The organism is Saccharopolyspora sp. NPDC002578, from assembly GCF_053592695.1.
In genome coordinates this window covers 58,200-76,834 of the sequence record NZ_JBSFWJ010000025.1, presented here as the reverse complement: position 1 = coordinate 76,834, position 18,635 = coordinate 58,200, and the positions used below count along the sequence as shown (strand labels likewise).

Below are 18,635 nucleotides of genomic sequence, written 5' to 3'. Positions count from 1 at the left end.
GGTTCTCAGCGGTTTCCTCGCGAGGACAGCTTTTTCCCTCGTGGCGGAGCCACTTGGGAAAAAGATCCCGCAGCGAGGAAACCGCTGAGGTTCCGCTGAGCGACCCCGCCACGCAAGTCAAGATCAAAGAGCAGGGCGATCAAGAGCCTTCGGCGTTGCGTTCCTGGACGCGCTGCACCAACCGCTGCTCGATCTTCGGCGGCACCAGGCTGGCCACGTCACCACCGTAGGTGGCGACCTCCTTGACCAGGGAGCTCGCCAGGAAGCTGTAGAGCGGGTTGGTCGACATGAACAGCGTTTCGACCCCGGACAGGCGCTGGTTCATCTGCGCCATCTGGAGCTCGTAGTCGAAGTCGCTGACCGCGCGCAGGCCCTTGACGATCGCGGCGATCCCGTTGGTCTGGCAGTAGTCCACCAGCAGGCCGTGCCAGGAGTCGATGCGCACGTTCGGCCACGGCGCGGTGACCTCGCGCAGCATCTCCAGCCGCTCGTCGACGGAGAACAGGCTGCGCTTGCTCTTGTTCACCAGGACCGCGACGACCACCTCGTCGAACAGGCCCGCGGCCCGCTCGATGATGTCGAGATGACCGTTGGTGGCCGGGTCGTAGGAGCCTGGGCACACGGCACGCCTCATGAGGCGGGACGTTAGCACCGGCGGCCCCCGCCCTCAGGCCGGACGTGGCGGGGGTCACCGCGGCCTCGACCGGTCAGATCCACCCCTCGTCCCACGCCTTCTTCGCCGCTTCGACCCGGGTCACCGCGTGCAGTTTGGTCATCGCGGAAGACAGGTAGTTGCGCACGGTCCCCGGCGCGAGGTGGACGCGTTCCGCGATCACGTTCACGGTGGCGCCGTCCAAGGCCTCTCGCAGCGCTTCCAACTCCCTGGCGGTCAGCGGGCAGTCGCCTTCGGTCAGCGCGGCGCTGGCGATGCGCGAGTCGACGTAGCGACCGCCCTGGTTGACGGTCCGGATGATCCGCGGGAGTTCCTCGCTGGAGGTCGTCTTGGTCACGAACGCCGCCGCTCCCGAGGCGAGCGCGCGGCGCAGCGCGGCCGGCCGGGCGTGCCGGGTCAGCAGCACGATCTTCACCAGCGGTACTTCCCGCAGGATCTCGGCCGTGGCCGACAACCCGTCCAGCACCGGCATGTCCAGGTCGAGGATGGCGACGTCCGGCTGGTGCTCGCGCACCGCTTCGATCGACTCGGCCCCCGTGCACGCCTGGGCCACCACTTCCAGGTCGTCCTCGAGCGACAGCAGCAGCGAGAGGGAGTCCAGCAGCAGGTTCTCGTCGTCGGCGAGCACCACTCGAATGTTCGCCCCGCTCATCGGCGCCCCTCACCGCAGTTCGCCGTCGCGCCCGCCGGGATCATTCCCGACAGCTCGTGCTCCCGGCCATTCCTACATCGATGCCGCACAGTTCCTCCCAGTTCCGCGAACCTGTCCTGCAATCCCGCGATCCCGCGATCCGGGCCGGCACCTTCGACTCCACCTGAAACCCCATCGTTCAGAATGGTGACCCGATAGTCGGGTTGCGCCGAAATGGTGACCGAACAGCTCGAACCGCGCGAATGCCGGATTATGTTCGTCACGCCCTCGCGTATCAGCAATCCGAACATCGGCGCGATCGACTCCGGTATGTCCTCGGCCGAACCGTCGATGCGCGTGCCGACTCCCGCAGATTCCAGAACGCGTACCGCGTTGGCCAGTTCCTCCGCCAGGTGAACCGCTCGATAATCGTGCACTACGGCGTGCATCTCATCCAGCGCGGCAGTGGCGAGAGATTGCAGCCGCCGCGCCCGCTCGACCGCCGCATCGGGGTCCTTTGCCAGCAGCTTCGGGAGGAGTCCGGCCTCCAGTGCGATCACCTGCAGGTGCTGGCCCTGGATGTCGTGGAGGTCCCCGGCGAAGCGCAGCCGTTCACGCGCCACCGCGAGATCGGCGGAGACCGCCCGCAGCTGGTCCAGCGTGAGCACCAGCCTGCTCACCCAGTTCTGGCAGAGCACCGCGGTGGTCAGTCCTGCGCAGATGCCCGCGCCCATCCCGGCCACCGCGATCGACCGCCCGCTGCCGGCACCCGCCGCCACGCCCACCAGGACGACCAGGGAGCACCCGGCGGCGATCCGCACCACGGCGGCGCGCCAGGACTGCTCCGATTCGACCCAGGTGATGATGCCGACGGCGATCGGCAAGGCGCTGATCCACGCCGATTCTGCGACCGGCCCGTCGAACGCCCAGAAGATCAGTGCCGCGACCGTACCGATCACCCGGATGTGCGCACGGCGCGGATGCTTTCCCGGGAACAAAGAACGCCCCAACAACCACAGCGAACATCCGGTGGACACCACCAGGAGGAGGGTTTTGGCGGTATCTCCCCCACTCCATTGCCGCTCGCCGAGAAGTTGTTGCAGCGGCAGAAATCCCGCGATGAGCGCCAGCGCTGATTGAGTCAGAGCAGCATAGCCCTCGATCCAGCGCAAGGTGCTCCGATCCACCGGATGCGGCGGATCGAGCGGGGTCCGAAATTCTGCCACTGACCGAGACTAGCACGGACATACCGGAAAAGTTGCGCTTTTCGCAATGTCGAAACCATGCACCGATACCACCGCCGAAAACGTTTCGCCCTTATCCGATCCGCACTCCGAACGCCACCCCGGAAAGAGACTTCTCGTCCCTGATCAGCCGTCCCCGATCCGCAACCCCGTCTTCTCCGCGAGGAAGACCAGATCCACGCTCGCCGCCCGGACCAGATCCGCCACCGGAGTGCTCTCGTGGCCCGCGGCGGAGTCGTGCACCAGCATCGTCCGCGTTACAGGAGAAGCCTCCTGCAACCGCGCGCACATCTTCCGGGCGTGACACGCGTCGACCCGGACGTCACCGGCCGAGGCCAGCAGCAGCACGTCCGGGTACCGGCACCCGTCCTCGACCCGGTGGTACGGCGAGTAGGCGGCGAGCCAGCCGAGCTCTTCGGCGACCTCGGGCGAGCCGTATTCGTCGATCCACAGCGCAGCGGCACCGAACCGGTCGTAGCGCACCATGTCGCACAGCGGGGACCAGCAGCTGGCCGCGGCGAACAGGTCCGGGCGTCGAGTGACGGCCGCCGCGACGGTCAGGCCGCCGTTGGAGGTCCCGGTAGCGGCGAGCCGGGACGGCGTGGTCCAGCCTTCTCCGATCAAGTGCTCGGCCGCGGCCTCGAAGTCGTCGAAGGTGCGCCGCTTGTGCTCACGGCGCCCGTCGTGGTGCCACCGGGCACCCAGCTCCGCGCCGCCGCGCGCCAAGACCTTCGCCCAGATCCCCCCGGCCCGCACCCATTCCAACGCGGCGGCGGAATAGGACGGCACCTGGTTCACGCCGAATCCGCCGTATCCGGTCAGCAACGCGGGTTTCGGCCCGCCGGAGGTGTCTCCCAGCACGAACATGGGCACCGCGGTCCCGTCCGCAGAGCGCACGTGGACCTGCCGCACCGTCGGTTCCGCGCGATCCTGCGCCTCCCCCGCAGCCGGGTGGGCCCCGGTCGCGAGGTCGGCGACCCGCACCGACGGCGGGGTGCTGAAGCTCGTCCAGGTGAACGCCAGCACGTCAGGCCGCTCCGGCACCGACGCCAGTTCGGTGACGGTCCCGACGCCCGGCAGTGCCACCTCCACCGGTTCGCCCGTCCCGTCCGCGGGGTGCACGCGCAGTTCGGACCGCGCGCGGTCCTGCGCCAGCACCGCCAAGCGCGGGGCATCTCCCGGCAGGAAGCAGAAGTGCCGCAACGCCTTCCCCGGATGCTCGGGGACGACCACGTCCCAGTTCTCCCGCGCCGGGCTCGCCGGGTCCACCCGCACGATCCGACCGAACGGAGCGTCCACAGTGGTCATGATGTACAGGTGGCCGTCCGCCTCAACCCGGCCCCGGTAGCGCCCGGAAGCCGTCTCGTCGGAGACGAGAACCGCCGCACTCGACGCCACGAGGTCGACCAGCCACATCGATTGCGCCGAACCAGGTCCGTCGCCGACGTGCACCACGAGCCGGTCGCTGCCCGGCGCGAGTTGCAGGTCGAACACTGCGGTGGCCCACTCGCCCGCATCCAGCAGGAGGACGTCTTCGTTCGCGGGCGCGCCCACCCGGTGCCGGTGCACCGCACGCCGGCAACGCTCGCCGGACTCGGCGGAGACCACGTAGGCGAACTCCTCGCCGCCGGGCAGCCACACCGCGGATCCCGGGTGCACCCGCTGGACGGGGCCGTCCAGCAGGGCGCCGGTCGCCACGTCGACCACGTCCAGCACCGTCCGCTCCTCGCCCGGATTCGAGGTGCACACCGCGATCCGGGTGCCCTCGTGGCTCACGTTCCACGCACCGAGCAGCGCGTCCGGCCGCCCGGCGCCCGCACCCGACCACACCACCCGCGCGCGGCCGTCCTCGATCACCTTCAGCACCGGGTCGGCGCCGTCGGCCGCGGCGATGAACTTCCGCGCTCCTCGCAGCACCGGGATTCGCTGCGCGCCGGTGCCGAGCGACGCCTGCAGCCGCCTCCGCACCGCGTCGATCCGATCTCGGCGGGCGTCGGTCCAGCCCGTCAGGTGCCGCCGCTGCTCGTCCAGCCACCGAGTGGTGCGCTCGTCACCGAGGTCCTCCAGCCACCGGTGCCGGTCTTCGACGTCGACGAGAGCTCCAGGGTCACGCGGCATTCGAGCGCACCGCCTTCGCCACGACGTCGAGCACGGCGGGCAGATCAGGCATCATCCCCGGCTCGGCCGCGCCGTTGAACGCCGCTCGGCCGGTGGTGGTCGGTACCAACGCGCGACCGTCGCCCGCCAGCAGCGCCAGGTTCCGCTCGGTCGCCGGTGCGCTCAGCAGGCGCCGCCCCAACGCAGGCGCCAGCACCACCGGTGCCTCGGTGAACGCGACGGTGGCGCTCGCGACGTCGTCGCTGAAGCCGTGCGCGCACTTCGCGAGGAAGTTGTTCGTCGCCGGTGCCGCCAGCACCAGGTCCGCCCACTCCGCCGCCCACCGGTGGACGACCTCGCCGGTTCCGGCATCCCAACCGGGGCCGATGACGGGGCGCCCGCACGCCGCGGCCAGCGCGGCCGGCCGCACCAGCTCCGCCGCGGTCCGGGTCACGCACCCAGTGATGTTCCAGCCGTAGCGGTCCCGCAGGACCATCACCCAGGCCGGGAGCACCGACACCATGATCGAACCGGTTCCGATGAGCAGCAGGTTTCCGCGGGGGAGTTCGATTTCGGGAAACGTCGCGGTCACGTCCACCTCCGCTGTCCGCCGTCGAGCAACGCCGCCGCCGTGGACAGGTGCGCTGCCATCCGCACCGGTTCGACTCCCCCGCGTACAGCGGCCCGCACGCGATCCAGCAGGTGGTAAGCGACCACCGGCGGGCGCACCGGCGTACCTCGGGCCAGCCGGTCCGTCAGCTCGCGCAACGCGGGTGCGGCGACCTTGCTCCCAGCGGTGAAAGCGGTGGACAGCAGCAACGCGTCGGCGACGAGGCGGTGGGCGACGGCGTCCTGCTGCCAGCGCGGTCCGGGCCGCTGCACCTGCACGACGACGCCTTCAGCCGAACCGAGCACGAAGATCGAGGTGAAACCCACGGCTGCGGCGGGAACCGGCCCGGTGTCGTCCGCTTCGACCGCGACGGCCGCGTCCGGGACGACTTCGCGCACGGACTCCTCGGCGAGGAATCGGCGTGCCCGCTCCACGAGTTCGTCCGGCGGCCGATCGAGCCGGGCGTGCTCGCCGGGGCCGCGCGCGATCGACGGAGCCGCGGACACCAGCAGCTCGACGACGCCGGGATCGGGCGGATGCTCGGTCGACAACTCCGCCAGCAGCGACCTCGCATGCTCCGGGGGGTGCGGCGCGTCGGTGAAGCGCACCGCGGCGGGCGACGTCATGCGGGTTCCTCCAGAACGTGCGGGCGTAGCTGTTCGACGAGCCGTTCGGCGCGCACCGGTCGCCCCTCTCGGCCTGCCTCGACCAGGAACGTGGCGAACAGGTGGGCCACCTCGACCCCGAAGCTGTGCTCCCCGCCGGCGAGCGCGCCGTGGGCGCTCGCGATGCCGGTGCCGCAGCGGAACGCGAAGCCCGGCACGGGGTCGGCCAGCGCGGGACGCGCCCGCATCAACGCCGCCAGCACATCGGCACGCCGCGCCGCGGCCAGGTAGATCACCACGTTGTCCGGGCGGTCGCCCGCCCCGGTCGAGGTGCAGAACTTCGCGCGCCACCGGACTTCGCGCAGCGCGTCGAGGGCCTCGAGCACCTCGGCGCACCCGTCTCCGACGTCTGCCAGGTGCAAGTAGATCCGGTTCTCCAGCCGGGCGGGCTCTCCCCAGGCGCTCACCACTCCGAACCATCCGACCAGCGGGGCCCGCTGCGATCGGGGCAGTGCGACGGTCAGCGTTCCCGGCTCCGGACCAGGGGTCGCGCTCGATACCGGGACCAGCAGTCGCACCCCGTGCCGTCGAATCTGCCGGTTTCCGCCCTGCGGCGGTCCGATCGGGTGCCATCCGGTGCTCGGATACGACCCGTCCACCGCGGCGACGAGTCGTCCGAGGACGCGTTCGTCGGCAGTGGTGGTCTCCGGAGCGTTCCCGGTCAGGTGGACGTCGTGGTAGAGCCAGCTCCGGACCACCGCGACCGAAGTGCCGTCCGCAGCGTTCACGACGGCGCCGTCGGATTCGCGCCGCAGCCCTGCGGCCCCGGTCCGGGACACGTGAGCGCGGACCTGCTCGGCCCACCGCCGGACCTCGTCGTTCAAGGCCGAGCCGACCTCGTCGGTGCGCATCACCGCTGGCGCTCCTTAGTCTCCAGCCCCGGACTCGCGTGGGGAGTGCTGTCTCGCACCCGCCCGCGCGGGGGCGGGTGCGAGACAGCGCGGCATCAGCAGCCGCCGGCGACCGTGATCACGCAGGGCGCCGAGGTGGGGGTGTCCGCGTTCTCCACCGACACCGAGTGCTCGGTGGCGCTCAGCGCCGCCGCGTCGGTGCTGACGGCCTCGAAAACGTCGCCGAAGATTGCCTCAGAAGCATTCATGACGTACCATCCCATCTGTACGGATCTTATTTGTTTCACTGCACTGCTTCGGTCGACTTTGCCGAGTCGGCCGAAGCCCTCAGCGGCGTTCTGGACGCGCTGAAGTGAATAGCGTTCTCAAGACGCGCACAAAATGGGCGCATCCGATCAGAACGCAAGATCTCAAGAAACCTGGAATCGCTGATAACTGCGATAGCGCGTCGGACCGCGCTGCCCGGACAACGTCAGACCCGCGGCGTTCGCGAGTTCGGACAATCGCGCGAGACTCCGTTCCCGGCCGGGCACCATGGCAGCCATCCGGAGTTTGGTCCCGTTGTCCGGGAATTCACCCCACCCGTCCAGGGTTATCTCGCACACCAGGATCGAACCCGATGACCCGGCCGCGCTAGCGCAATTGCGCAACAAGCGCACCGCAGCGTCGTCGTCCCAGTCGTAGAGAATGCTCGACAGCAAGTACACGTCGGCCCCTGCCGGCAGCGGGTCGAAGAAGCTCCCGCCGATCGCGCGGGCCCGGTCACCGAGCCCGTGCTCCTCGAACAGCCGCGCCGCGTGCTCGGCGAACGGAGGCAAGTCGACGACGCTGCCGCTCAAGTGCGGATGCCGCCGCAGCAAGCGGGACAGCAGGCCCCCGTCGCCGCCGCCGACGTCCACCACCGAGTCGGCCGCGGCCCAGTCCGGCGACTCCACGATCAGGTCTTCGTCGAAGACCCCGGACCGCACGCGCAGGGACTGCAGGTGTTCGGCGAGCTCGGGCCGCGCGTCCACGTCCGCCCAGTACCCCCGCCCGTAGGCCAGCTCGTACGCGGGCACCCCGCGCAGCACGCTGTCCTTCAGCCAGGTGGCGGCCAGGTCGGCCCGCCCCGCGCAGCCGTCGGAATCCAGCAGGCTGCGCAGCCGCGCCGGATGCTCCGACCCGAGCAAGGCGCCCTTGCCGGTCACAGCGAGCCGATCCCCGCTGCGCACCAGCACTCCCAGGTCGACCAGGTTCGCCACCAGCACGTCCACGCGGTAGACGTCCGCATCGAGCCGTCCGGCGAGGTCCAGTGCGGTGTCCGCGCCTGATTCGACCAGGTCCACGAGCCGCAACGTCGCGGCCGTCCGCAGCACCATCGGAGCGAGCAGGTCGGCCTGGCCGACCACCTCTCCGATCAATTCCGCTTCCGGAACACCCGCGGATGCAGCATCCACCGCATCGCTTATTCTTCGGCCCGTCGCCTCTTCTACATGCAAATCCACGTGCTAGGCACCCCCAGGATTTATTTCCGCCGACCGTCCTGACCCCTCAGAACCGGACGCCGTTGCCGACCAATCCTGACCTCCGAAAAAAACGATCACTAGTAACGGATGTAACGGAACAACACTGACATCCGTCATCAACGTCGCGGCGCGAGTGTCATAAGACTCCATTACTTCCGCCTCTGCCCAAAAAACGCGCCGTGCAGCACCATGTCCTTCATGACGATGAGCAACGGCACCGCGGCCCGCGGCGCCATTCCGCACCACCGGGAAGACGCGACGGTATCCGTGCGCGATCTGGTCTACCGCTACGGCGAATTCGTCGCCGTCGAAGGCGTGAGCTTCTCCATCCGGCGCGGTGAGGTGTTCGCGCTGCTCGGTACCAACGGTGCAGGTAAGACCACGACGCTGGAAGTGCTCGAAGGGTTCCGCAAACCCACTTCGGGTTCGGTCGAGGTGCTCGGCCACTCGCCGTTCCAGGAACGGTTCGAGGTTCAGGCGCGCACCGGGATCATGCTCCAGGAATCCGGGCTGATCGACGAGATGACCGTCGTGCAGATGCTGGAGCTGTGGCAACGGCTGAGCCCGCGGGACGATGACCCGAGCCGCCTGTTGGATCTCGTGCACCTGGTCGAACGCCGCGACGTCCCCGTCTCCTCGCTGTCCGGCGGGGAGAAGCGCCGGCTCGACTTCGCGATGTCGGTGTGGGGATCGCCGGAGTTCGTCGTCCTCGACGAACCCACCACCGGCCTGGATCCGCAGTCGCGCGACCAGCTGTGGCAGGTCGTGCAGCGAATCCGGGACGACGGCGCGACGATCCTGCTCACGACGCACTACCTGGAGGAGGCCGAAGCCCTGGCGGACCGGGTAGCGATCATGAACTCCGGGCGCGTCGCGGTCGCCGGCACCATGTCGGAGGTCTTGGCCACCGTGCCCGCGAGGATCAGCGCGGTGTCCACGTCGCTGCCCGGTCACGTGCTCGGCGGTCTCGACCGCGAGGTCCTCGGTGAGCTCACCCTCACCACCGAAGGAGCCCAGGTCTTCCTGAGCCTGGAAACCCGGCAGTTGCAGCGGGACCTGACCCGGTTGCTCGACTGGGCCAGGCAGCACGACGTCTACCTCGACGAGCTCCGGGCGAGCCCGGCGAGCTTGTCGGAAGTGTTCATGGCCGTGCCGCGGAACGACTCCGCGTTCGGCGACACCGCTGTGCGAGCCGAAGGAGCGCGGAACTGATGCGCGGAATCAAACCGACGATCGGCCTGGCTCTGTCGGAGCTGGCATTGCTGGTTCGACAGCGCACCATGGTGGCGCTGGTGCTGCTGCTGCCAGCCGTGCTGGTCTTCATGGCGGGCGTGGTGGAGAAGCCGCAGACCCCCGAGGCGTGGGCCGCCATCGCGGCGCGCAACTGCGTGGCGATCCTGTGCATCACGGTGTACTTCATCTCGACGAGCACGCTGACCGCGCGGCGCCAGACGCTGGCGCTCAAGCGGTTCCGCACCAGCGGCATCCCGGACGCGGGGCTGCTGATCGGGCTGCTGTCCCCCGCCGTCGTCGCCGGCCTGGTGCAGTCGCTGATCTACTTCGGCGGGATCCTCGCGATGGGGGCCCCGATGCCGCGTCAACCCGGAGTGCTGGTGGTGGCCCTGGTCAGCGGAATCGTCGTGGCGACCGTGGCGGGCACGGTGACCAGCGCAGTCACCGCGACACCGGAGCGGGCGCAGTTCACGATGATGCCGCTGCTGGGAGTGGCGCTCGGTGGTGCCGCGCTGATCACGGCGGTCAACGATCCGCTGCTGGGCCGGATCGCACTCGTCGGCCCCCTTGTGTCCAATGTGGACATGATCTTCAAGGCATGGGGCGGCCCGCAACTCGGCGTGCAACTGCCCGCCGGGACGTGGTTCGCGATCGGCGCCGGTGCCGTGCTGATCTGGCTGGTGATCTTCTCTTACGCCGCGCGCCGGTTCTTCCGCTGGGACGCCCGGAAATGACCGGCCACGCGCCCGCCCACGACTCGTGCCCGTGGGACACGGCTTGGGACACGGCCGAGCGCATCCCCCACCACGACCGGGTCCGCCTCACCGAACGCGACGGGTCGCGCTACGTGCTCAAGGTCGCCCGCCCGTCGACACCGCTGGAGCACGAGGCGACCGTGGCCCGGTGCGCCGCCGATGTCCGCGTCGACAACCGGCCGATCGCGGACCGGTCGTTGCGCGCCGACTCGGCGATGCTCGTCACCGCCTGCGATCCCACCGCCGAAAGCCTGCACGACCGGCTGCTGCGGCGGTGGGAGGCGCCGCCGCTGACCGGTGTGGGGCGAGCGCTCGCCGCGATGCACGGCCACCGGGCGCCGGTCCGGCTCCCCGATGCTCGGCCGGAACGGCCGCGGTTCTTCCCGCTCACCCCCGAGCAGCACGCCGCGATGCCGATCGGCACGGTCCAGGTGCTCCGCGTCCTCGACGAGCACCGCGATGCGCGAGACCTGCTGGAAACCGCCGCCGCTCGTCCGCCGAAGGCCCGGACTCTGGTCCACGGGGACTGCAAGCCGGACAACATCCGGCTGCGGCGGGACGGATCGGTTCTGTTCATCGACTGGGAGCTCGGCGGGGCCGGAGATCCGATCGAGGACCTGGCCGGGGCGGTGGGGGCCCTGATCGCGGTCTCGGTGCAGGACCGGCTGGCCACCGCGGGCCCGACCGCCGCGGACATCGGCCGCGCTCTGTCCGAGGGGATGAACCGGGCGTGGGAGTGCGTCGCGACGATGCTCGCGGCGTACGCCGACGCCGGGGCCGAGGTCGCGGACCTCGACGACCTCGTGCTGCTCACCGCCGTGAAGGTGCTGTGCCGCGCCCAAGTGCAGGCCGCACTGATGGGCAAAGTCGGTGCGACCGCGCACGTGCTGCTGCAGGCGGCGCTCGCCATCACTCGCAACCGCGACCGCGTGGCCGGACTGCTGCGTTGAAGCACGGGTGTTCCCGGCTCGGCGCGCGACAGGACTTGGAGAACTCGACGGCCGGGATTCCTCGCCGCCCGGCCGCCGTCGCCGGAGGTGGCCGACGTGCCGAAAGACCCACCGCTGCGGGACGAACCGGTGCGCCAATGGCGGACCGGCCTGCAGCACACCACCGTGCACCACGCCGAGGACGGGTGGTTCACCTGGTCGTTGCGCGCGGGCAGTGCCGCACCGCCCCGGCCCGCGCCGCGACTCTCATCGCTGGACTCGTGGCGAGCGCTGCCGGGCCTCGCGGTGGCGCGGCAGGACGGTAGCGCGTTGTCCTACCGTGCTCCCGGCTCCACCTCGCTGGCCCAGGCGTTCCTGGACGGCACCGGAGACGGGGTCCTCGACGCGGTGGAACGAGCGGGGGCACTGCTGCGCACGGCCCACGACGCTCCGGTCCCTGCGGCCGCGCGCGCCTGGCCTTCGCCCGCCGTGATCCGCCTGCTGCACGGAACTTCGCCGCAGTTCGCGCCGGCGCGCTTGCACGCGCGGATGCAGGCGGTGCTCGGGCGGCGCCGGTGCGAGCGGCTGCGCTCCTGGGCCGCGGAACCGCCCTCGGACGGGAGCGGCGAAGTTCTGCTGCACGGCAGCGCCACCCCGCGAGCGGTGGTGGTCAGCGGCGACTCCCGCTGCACGCTGCGCATCGGGGCCGACTGCGTGACGGGCGACCGCAGCTGGGACCTGGAGTGGTTCCTGGCGTCGTTGTTCGAACTCTGCGCCGGTACCGAACCGAGCATCGGCCTGCACACCGGCACGTCGTACCGGCAGGCCCACGAGGCGCTCATCACCGGATACGGCAGGGAGTTGCCCGCCACGGCCGGACCGGTGGCCGTGCTCGGCGTGCTCGGCCACGTGCACGACTTCGCCGCCTACGTCGGGTGGAGCGACGAGCTCGACGACTACCTGCGGGCCTCGGCGCAGCTGATCGACGAGGCGGGAGCGCAGATCGTCTCCCCCGCGTGAGCGCGCCCGCCTGCCGATCGACGGCGGCGGGCGGGGTCGTTCCCGAACGGGCGGTCAGTGGGCGTCCTCGCGCTGCTTCGAGCGCGCCGCGACCAGTGCCACGCGCACGATCGCCCAGGTCAGGATCACCGCCAGCAGCCCGTACTGCACGACCGGGTTGTCGGTGACGAAGAACAGCAGCGGCGCGATGACCACGACGTTGACCGACTGGGCGAGAGCCTCGCGCTTGAGCGTCGGAGCGAGCGTGATCCGGACCATGTCCACCAGCAGATTCGACACGGGTCAGTCCTTTCGGTACGTGCGGAAGCCACCGCTTCGCCATCGAGCGGGCGATCCGCTGCGGGGGTGGCTCCCATGCTCGTCCGACCGGTGCACGCCGAGTAGTCGACAACGTCATCGACCCGTGTGGCATCCATGTCGCCTCCCGCATGACAGGTGTCATGCGAGCGCGGCTCGGCTAGTCGGCGGGTTCGGGGTCTTCTTCGAGGTGGGCCCAGTGCACGGCGGTGTCGCCGTAGCGGCGGGTGCGGTCCGGGATGAGCGGGGCGGGCCACGCCGGGTCGCCGGTGCGGGTCGACTGCTCCAGGACGACGAGTCCGCCGGGCGCGGTCCAGCCGCCGGTGGCCAGCGCGGCCAGGACCTGGGCCAGCCGGGCGGGGTCGAGGTCGTAGGGCGGGTCGGCGAGCACCAGGTCGTAGGGCTCGGCGGGCGGGGTCGCGAGTGCGGTCTCGGCCTTGGCCTGTTCGACGGCGACGTCGCGGAATCCGAGGGTGCCGGCGTTGCGGCGGATGATCTGCGCGGCCCGCCGGTCGGCCTCGACGAAGGTGGCGTGCCCGGCCCCGCGGGAGAGCGCTTCGAGACCGAGCGCGCCGGAGCCGCCGTAGAGGTCGAGCACCCGAGCGCCGTCGAGGTCGACGGCCGCTTCGAGGGCGCTGAACACGGCTTCCCGGACCCGGTCCGAGGTGGGGCGGGTCCCGCGCGGCGGGACCTCGATCCGACGGCCTCCCGCACTGCCTGCCACGATCCGCGTCACCGGGACATCTTCGCACCGGCCGCGGGCGTCGCGGGCACGGGTGCGCACGCGAGCAGGGGCGGCACCCTCGGGTACCGCCCCTGCTCGTAGGTTCTCGGATGCCGGTCGGTGACCTCCCGGCGGAGCCCCCGGGGAATCGTCCGCGCCGGACGACGCCGCTACTGGACGACCTGGACCTCGTCGCCGGGGTTGAGCGAGTCGAAGAACTTCTTCGACGCGGTCGTCGACAGGTGGATGCAGCCGTTGGACTCCTGTTCGAGGCTGCCTTCGTGGAAGGCGACCCCGGTCTTGGTGAAGAACACCGAGTTCGGCATGGGCGCGTTGTTGAACTCGGTGCTGCGGTGGTCGGCGTCCTTCCAGAGCACCTGGTGCGTCCCGACCGGTGTTTCCGCGCCGACCTTGCCGGAGGTCAGCGGTACCGGGCCGTAGAAGCCCGTGCCGTTCTCCTGCAGCCAGGCCTGCTTGGACGACAGGTCCACGCAGGCCTTCGCCGTCGCCTGGCACGGCGTCACGTCGCCGGCGTCCGCGTAGGCGGCGGCACCGGTGAGCGCACCCCCGGCGACCAGGGCGGCCACGGTGGCCACTCTGCCGAGACGCTTGTTCACGTTGCGCATGGGCTTCACGTCCTTCCTGCCTTCGCAGTTCACTCCACAGTGCCACAGGCACAGGGGTTCGAACACACTGCGGTCCTGGAATTGCGCTCAGCACCAACACTTTCATCTCATCGGACGCATAAACCCCTTTCGTCCTGGGGTTTCCGATCACCCGAGATCGAATTCACCTTGCGCTGCAACGCATTCACCACCGGAACCACGTCGGGCACGTGATCGCGCACGGTCCGCCATCGTTCCGAGCGGGTTCGAGCACGATGGGAGAGGTCCGTCACGAGAACCGCGCCGTGCCGCCTCCGCCGAACCTGGCCGGGGTCAGCTGCGCGGGGTCGCTACGGCGGCGTAGCAGGCGGCGCGGGACGGGTCGTGGCCCGCCGCCGGTGGGCCGTCCGGGCGCCACTGCGCCGGGTACACCAGGCCGGGCTCGACGAAGTCGAAGTCGGCCAGCAGCCCGGTGATCTCTTCGCGGGACCGCAGCACCAGCTGCTCCGAGCTGCCCGCGTTGAACGCCTCCGCCGTGCGGTGCACCTCGGGGTAGTCGTCGGCCGTCATGTGCGAGAACACCAGGAACGAGCCGGGCCGCATCACCTCGCGGTACGCGGCGAGCGCGGCGGCCGGGTCGTCCTCCTTGGTGAGGTAGTGCGTCATGGCCACCATCAGCACCGCGACCGGCTCGTCGAAGTCGAGCAGCTCCAGCGCGTCGGGGTCGGCGAGGATCGACTCCGGTTCGCGCATGTCGGCGTGCAGCACGCGCGTGTTCGAGTTCCCTTCGAGCAGCGATCGGCTGTAGGCGACGGCGACGGAGTCGATGTCCACGTAGACCACGCGCGCCTCCGGGGCGTCGCGCTGCGCGATCTCGTGCACGTTGCCGACGGTCGGCATGCCGGAACCGAGGTCGAGGAACTGCCGGATCCCGGCCTGCAGGCAGTACCGCACGGCGCGGCCGAGGAAGGCGCGGTTGTCCCGCGCGGGCTGCGGCGTCGCCGGGTAGATCTTCTTGATCTCGTCGAGGACCCTGCGGTCGACCGCGAAGTTGTGCGAGCCGCCGAGGCCGTAGTCGTAGATCCGGGACGCGCTCGACTTGCTGATGTCGGCACCTCGGGGCAGCTCCACCACGGTTTCCTCCGTCGCTTCGCGCCCGGCGGCGAGTCTCACCGGGCACGCGGTCCCCGCCCGCCTCGCGGAGACCGCAACGATGCAAACGGTACCTGCACGATCGCGCAACACGCCCCGGTCGCCGGTCACGACCCCGGGAACACCGGTGGCGCAGGTGCCCGGAGCACCTGCGCCACCAGCGCTGGAAGACCGTCAGCCGATCTCGATGATCAGGTCGCCGCCTTCCACCTGCTGCACCTTGCCGATGGCCAGCCGCTTGACCCGGCCCGCCTGCGGAGCGGTGATCGCGGCCTCCATCTTCATCGCCTCGATGGTCGCGACGGTCTGCCCGGAGCTCACCTCGTCGCCCTCGGCCACCGCGAGCGTGACGACACCCGCGAACGGCGAGGGCACGTGGCCGGGGCTGCCGCGGTCCGCCTTCTCCGCCACCGGCAGGTCCGTGGCCACCGAGCGGTCCCGCACCTGGATGGGGCGCAGCTGCCCGTTCAGGATCGCCATCACCGTGCGCATGCCGCGCTCGTCGGCCTCGCTGATCGCCTCCAGGCCGATGAGCAGCCGCACGCCCTGGTCGAGGTCCACGGAGTACTCCTCGCCGGGGCGCAGCCCGTAGAAGAAGTCCTTGCTGCGCAGCAGCGAGGTGTCCCCGTAGGCCTCGCGGTGCTCGGTGAACTCCTTGGTCGGCTTGGCGAACAGCAGCCGGTTGAGGGTGGCGCGCCGGTCCTCCACGAGCCCGGTGCGGTCCTCCGCGGTGAGCTCGGCCAGCGCGCGCTCCCCCGTGCGCCCTTCCAGCGCCCGGGTGCGGAACGGCTCCGGCCAGCCCGCCGGCGGTTCGCCCAGCTCGCCCTGCAGGAAGCCGATGACCGAGTCGGGGATGTCGAACCGGCGCGGCTCCGCCTCGAAGTCGGCGGGGTCGACCCCGGCCCCGACCAGGTGCAGCGCCAGGTCACCGACGACCTTGGAGGACGGCGTGACCTTCACCAGCCTGCCGAGGATGCGGTCCGCGGCCTCGTACATGGCCTCGATCTCTTCGAACTTGTCGCCGAGGCCGAGCGCGACGGCCTGGGTGCGCAGGTTCGACAGCTGACCGCCGGGGATCTCGTGCCGGTACACCCGCCCCGTCGGCGCGGCCAGGCCCGCCTCGAAGGGCAGGTAAATCTTGCGCACCGACTCCCAGTACGGCTCCAGGTCGCACACCGCGCGCAGGTCCAGCCCGGTGGCGCGGTCGGTGTGGTCGGTGGCGGCGACCACCGAGGACAGCGCGGGCTGCGAGGTGGTGCCCGCCAGCGAGGCCGAAGCCCCGTCGACGGCGTCCACCCCGGACTGCACGGCGGCCAGGTAGGTCGCCAGCTGCCCGCCCGGCGTGTCGTGGGTGTGCAGGTGCACCGGCAGGTCGAACTCCCTGCGCAGCGCGGTGACCAGCTCCGCCGCGGCCGGAGCGCGCAGCAACCCGGCCATGTCCTTGATCGCCAGCACGTGCGCGCCCGCGTCGACGATCTGCTCGGCCAGCCGCAGGTAGTAGTCCAGCGTGTAGATCTTCTCGGCCGGGTCCAGCAGGTCGCCGGTGTAACACAGCGCCACCTCGGCCACGGACTTCCCGGTGTCGCGCACGGCCCGGATCGCCGGGCGCATCTGCTCGATGTCGTTGAGCGCGTCGAAGATCCGGAAGATGTCGATGCCGGTGTCGGTGGCCTCCTGCACGAAGTGCTCGGTCACCTCGGTGGGGTACGGCGTGTAGCCGACGGTGTTGCGCCCGCGCAGCAGCATCTGCAGGCAGATGTTGGGCACCGCCTCGCGCAGCTTCGCCAGCCGCTCCCACGGGTCCTCCGCCAGGAACCGCAGCGCCACGTCGTAGGTGGCGCCGCCCCAGCACTCCAGCGACAGCAGCTCCGGCGTCATCCGCGCCACGTGCGGCGCCACGGCCAGCAGGTCCTTGCTGCGCACCCGGGTCGCCAGCAGCGACTGGTGGGCGTCGCGGAAGGTCGTGTCGGTGACGCCTACGGCGTCGGATTCCCGCATCCAGCGCGCGAAGCCCTCCGGGCCGAGCTCGGTGAGCCGCTGCTTGGACCCCTGCCGCGGCGGTGCCGTCAGGTCGATGTCGGGCAGTTTGAACACCGGGTCCGGAACGGTCGGCCGCGACCCGTTGGGCTGGTTCACGGTGACGTCGGCCAGGTAGTTCAGCAGCCGGGTGCCGCGGTCCGCGGAGTGGCGCGCCGTGAGCAGGTGCGGACGTTCCTCGATGAACGAGGTCGTCACGCGCCCCTCGGCGAAGTCGTCGTTGTCCAGCACCGCCTGCAGGAACGGGATGTTCGTCGCGACGCCGCGGATCCGGAACTCGGCGAGGGCGCGCCGGGCGCGGGCCACGGCGGTCGGGAAGTTCCGCCCGCGGCAGGACAGCTTCACCAGCATCGAGTCGAAGTGCGCGCTGATGCTGGTCCCGGCGAACGCGGTGCCGCCGTCGAGCCGGATTCCGGCGCCGCCCGGCGAGCGGTAGGCGCTGATCATGCCGGTGTCCGGGCGGAACCCGTTGGTGGGGTCCTCGGTGGTGATGCGGCACTGCAGCGCGGCGCCGCGCAGCCGCACCTCGTCCTGCGTCATGCCGAGGTCGGCGAGCGTCTCACCGGCGGCGATGCGCAGCTGCGACTGCACGAGGTCGGCGTCGGTGACCTCTTCGGTGACGGTGTGCTCGACCTGGATGCGCGGGTTCATCTCGATGAACACGTGCCTGCCCTGCTCGTCGACGAGGAACTCGACGGTGCCCGCGTTGACGTAGCCGATCTTGCGGGCGAAGGCGACCGCGTCGGCGCAGATGCGTTCGCGCAGCTCCGGGTCCAGGTTCGGGGCGGGCGCGATCTCGATGACCTTCTGGTGCCGACGCTGCACCGAGCAGTCCCGCTCGTAGAGGTGGATCACGTTGCCGGCCTGGTCGGCGAGGATCTGCACCTCGATGTGCCGCGGGTTCACCACGGCCTGCTCGAGGATCACCGTCGGGTCGCCGAAGGCGGACTCCGCTTCGCGCATGGCGGCTTCGAGGGCTTCGCGCAGCGCGCCGAACTCGGCGACGCGGCGCATGCCGCGACCACCGCCACCGGCGACGGCCTTGACGAACACGGGGAACTGGAGGGATTCGCCGACGGACATGAGCTCGTCGATGTCCGCGGAGGGGGCTGAGGAGTCCAGCACCGGCACGCCCGCCTCGCGGGCGGCGGCGACGGCGGTGGCCTTGTTCCCCGTCATCTCGAGGATGTCGTGGCTCGGTCCGACGAAGGTGATGCCCGCGTCGTGGCACGCCTTGGCCAGGTCCGGGTTCTCCGACAGGAAGCCGTAACCCGGGTAGATCGCGTCGGCGCCCGCGGTCTGCGCCGCTTTGATGATCTCGTCGACCGACAGGTAGGCGCGGACGGGATGTCCGGGCTCGCCGATCTCGTAGGACTCGTCGGCCTTCAAGCGGTGCAACGAGTTGCGGTCTTCGTGCGGGAACACCGCGACGGTGCCCGCGCCGAGCTCATAGCCCGCGCGGAAGGCTCGAATCGCGATTTCGCCACGGTTGGCGACGAGGACCTTGCGAAACATGCCGGCTACCTCCTGGACAGGTGTCGGACGGTCGGCGAAACCGTACCGCGAAAATTCCGCCTGCCGAGAGGATCAGTGGGTGACCCACATCA

18 protein-coding genes are annotated in these 18,635 nt (G+C 70.5%); 4 read left to right on the top strand and 14 right to left on the bottom strand.

Translation table 11 applies throughout. From position 1 onward, the window contains the following. Positions 1-139 precede the first annotated feature (139 nt). The 9 genes from coaD to ACWD38_RS14605 form a co-directional block, all read right to left on the bottom strand. Positions 140-634 (bottom strand): pantetheine-phosphate adenylyltransferase, encoded by a 495-nt coding sequence (gene coaD / locus ACWD38_RS14645; RefSeq protein WP_184481822.1) that lies wholly within the window; start codon positions 632-634, stop codon positions 140-142. Between the two features lie 73 nt (positions 635-707). Continuing rightward, complete coding sequence (locus tag ACWD38_RS14640; RefSeq protein ID WP_184481824.1) at positions 708-1,325, bottom strand: response regulator; 618 nt, start codon at positions 1,323-1,325, stop codon at positions 708-710. Then, entirely contained in the window at positions 1,322-2,530 is a 1,209-nt protein-coding gene (locus ACWD38_RS14635; RefSeq protein WP_450124224.1) for a sensor histidine kinase, read from the bottom strand. Before ACWD38_RS14635 ends, ACWD38_RS14640 begins: the two co-directional genes overlap by 4 nt. 144 nt (positions 2,531-2,674) lie before the next feature. Beyond that, on the bottom strand, positions 2,675-4,666 hold the full coding sequence (locus tag ACWD38_RS14630) for a prolyl oligopeptidase family serine peptidase (protein ID WP_450124223.1): 1,992 nt from the start codon (positions 4,664-4,666) through the stop codon (positions 2,675-2,677). After that, complete coding sequence (locus tag ACWD38_RS14625) at positions 4,656-5,237, bottom strand: flavoprotein (protein WP_184481830.1); 582 nt, start codon at positions 5,235-5,237, stop codon at positions 4,656-4,658. The genes ACWD38_RS14630 and ACWD38_RS14625 overlap by 11 nt, the downstream gene beginning before the upstream one ends. Then, positions 5,234-5,881 carry a hypothetical protein gene (locus tag ACWD38_RS14620; RefSeq protein WP_184481831.1) on the bottom strand — a complete coding sequence of 216 codons (648 nt, stop codon included), beginning with the start codon at positions 5,879-5,881 and terminating at the stop codon, positions 5,234-5,236. The genes ACWD38_RS14625 and ACWD38_RS14620 overlap by 4 nt, the downstream gene beginning before the upstream one ends. Beyond that, positions 5,878-6,771: a T3SS effector HopA1 family protein gene (locus ACWD38_RS14615; protein ID WP_450124222.1), complete on the bottom strand. Its 894-nt coding sequence runs from the start codon at positions 6,769-6,771 to the stop codon at positions 5,878-5,880. The genes ACWD38_RS14620 and ACWD38_RS14615 overlap by 4 nt, the downstream gene beginning before the upstream one ends. Positions 6,772-6,866: 95 nt before the next feature. Further along, positions 6,867-7,019: a hypothetical protein gene (locus ACWD38_RS14610; protein ID WP_184481835.1), complete on the bottom strand. Its 153-nt coding sequence runs from the start codon at positions 7,017-7,019 to the stop codon at positions 6,867-6,869. Between the two features lie 162 nt (positions 7,020-7,181). Then, the gene (locus ACWD38_RS14605; protein WP_184481837.1) at positions 7,182-8,207 is read right to left on the bottom strand and encodes a methyltransferase; all 1,026 of its coding nucleotides are present in this window, start codon (positions 8,205-8,207) and stop codon (positions 7,182-7,184) included. 267 nt (positions 8,208-8,474) lie between these two features. On the opposite strand from ACWD38_RS14605, the gene ACWD38_RS14600 reads away from it, so the two are divergent. The 4 genes from ACWD38_RS14600 (at position 8,475) to ACWD38_RS14585 (ending at position 12,213) form a co-directional block, all read left to right on the top strand. Continuing rightward, positions 8,475-9,488: an ABC transporter ATP-binding protein gene (locus ACWD38_RS14600; protein ID WP_450124221.1), complete on the top strand. Its 1,014-nt coding sequence runs from the start codon at positions 8,475-8,477 to the stop codon at positions 9,486-9,488. Continuing rightward, positions 9,488-10,243: an ABC transporter permease gene (locus ACWD38_RS14595; RefSeq protein ID WP_184481841.1), complete on the top strand. Its 756-nt coding sequence runs from the start codon at positions 9,488-9,490 to the stop codon at positions 10,241-10,243. The genes ACWD38_RS14600 and ACWD38_RS14595 overlap by 1 nt, the downstream gene beginning before the upstream one ends. After that, complete coding sequence (locus tag ACWD38_RS14590) at positions 10,240-11,214, top strand: aminoglycoside phosphotransferase family protein (protein WP_184481843.1); 975 nt, start codon at positions 10,240-10,242, stop codon at positions 11,212-11,214. The genes ACWD38_RS14595 and ACWD38_RS14590 overlap by 4 nt, the downstream gene beginning before the upstream one ends. Positions 11,215-11,310: 96 nt before the next feature. Further along, positions 11,311-12,213: a hypothetical protein gene (locus ACWD38_RS14585; RefSeq protein ID WP_450124220.1), complete on the top strand. Its 903-nt coding sequence runs from the start codon at positions 11,311-11,313 to the stop codon at positions 12,211-12,213. A gap of 54 nt (positions 12,214-12,267) precedes the next feature. Here ACWD38_RS14585 and ACWD38_RS14580 read toward each other — a convergent pair whose 3' ends face one another. The 5 genes from ACWD38_RS14580 to ACWD38_RS14560 all read right to left on the bottom strand — a co-directional run bounded on the left by ACWD38_RS14580 (position 12,268) and on the right by ACWD38_RS14560 (position 18,543). Then, positions 12,268-12,492, bottom strand: coding sequence for a hypothetical protein (locus ACWD38_RS14580; protein ID WP_184481847.1), 225 nt, complete (start codon positions 12,490-12,492; stop codon positions 12,268-12,270). A gap of 178 nt (positions 12,493-12,670) precedes the next feature. After that, the gene (gene rsmD, locus ACWD38_RS14575; protein ID WP_184481849.1) at positions 12,671-13,246 is read right to left on the bottom strand and encodes a 16S rRNA (guanine(966)-N(2))-methyltransferase RsmD; all 576 of its coding nucleotides are present in this window, start codon (positions 13,244-13,246) and stop codon (positions 12,671-12,673) included. Positions 13,247-13,404: 158 nt separating this feature from the next. After that, positions 13,405-13,860, bottom strand: coding sequence for a L,D-transpeptidase (locus tag ACWD38_RS14570; protein WP_184481851.1), 456 nt, complete (start codon positions 13,858-13,860; stop codon positions 13,405-13,407). 312 nt (positions 13,861-14,172) lie between these two features. Next, positions 14,173-14,970 (bottom strand): SAM-dependent methyltransferase, encoded by a 798-nt coding sequence (locus ACWD38_RS14565; protein WP_343071547.1) that lies wholly within the window; start codon positions 14,968-14,970, stop codon positions 14,173-14,175. Between the two features lie 195 nt (positions 14,971-15,165). Then, a complete protein-coding gene (locus ACWD38_RS14560) occupies positions 15,166-18,543 on the bottom strand; it encodes a pyruvate carboxylase (protein WP_184481855.1) in 3,378 nt (1,125 codons plus the stop codon). Positions 18,544-18,635: the final 92 nt, after the last annotated feature.

What these genes read in the sequence shown, in the direction of transcription:
- ACWD38_RS14615 (WP_450124222.1), bottom strand. Translation starts at nt 6,771, where the DNA reads ATGCGCACCGACGAGGTCGGCTCGGCCTTGAACGACGAGGTCCGGCGG.
- ACWD38_RS14630 (WP_450124223.1), bottom strand. Translation starts at nt 4,666, where the DNA reads ATGCCGCGTGACCCTGGAGCTCTCGTCGACGTCGAAGACCGGCACCGG.
- ACWD38_RS14620 (WP_184481831.1), bottom strand. Translation starts at nt 5,881, where the DNA reads ATGACGTCGCCCGCCGCGGTGCGCTTCACCGACGCGCCGCACCCCCCG.
- ACWD38_RS14610 (WP_184481835.1), bottom strand. Translation starts at nt 7,019, where the DNA reads ATGAATGCTTCTGAGGCAATCTTCGGCGACGTTTTCGAGGCCGTCAGC.
- coaD (WP_184481822.1), bottom strand. Translation starts at nt 634, where the DNA reads ATGAGGCGTGCCGTGTGCCCAGGCTCCTACGACCCGGCCACCAACGGT.
- ACWD38_RS14640 (WP_184481824.1), bottom strand. Translation starts at nt 1,325, where the DNA reads ATGAGCGGGGCGAACATTCGAGTGGTGCTCGCCGACGACGAGAACCTG.
- ACWD38_RS14600 (WP_450124221.1), top strand. Translation starts at nt 8,475, where the DNA reads ATGACGATGAGCAACGGCACCGCGGCCCGCGGCGCCATTCCGCACCAC.
- ACWD38_RS14590 (WP_184481843.1), top strand. Translation starts at nt 10,240, where the DNA reads ATGACCGGCCACGCGCCCGCCCACGACTCGTGCCCGTGGGACACGGCT.
- ACWD38_RS14560 (WP_184481855.1), bottom strand. Translation starts at nt 18,543, where the DNA reads ATGTTTCGCAAGGTCCTCGTCGCCAACCGTGGCGAAATCGCGATTCGA.
- ACWD38_RS14570 (WP_184481851.1), bottom strand. Translation starts at nt 13,860, where the DNA reads ATGCGCAACGTGAACAAGCGTCTCGGCAGAGTGGCCACCGTGGCCGCC.
- ACWD38_RS14595 (WP_184481841.1), top strand. Translation starts at nt 9,488, where the DNA reads ATGCGCGGAATCAAACCGACGATCGGCCTGGCTCTGTCGGAGCTGGCA.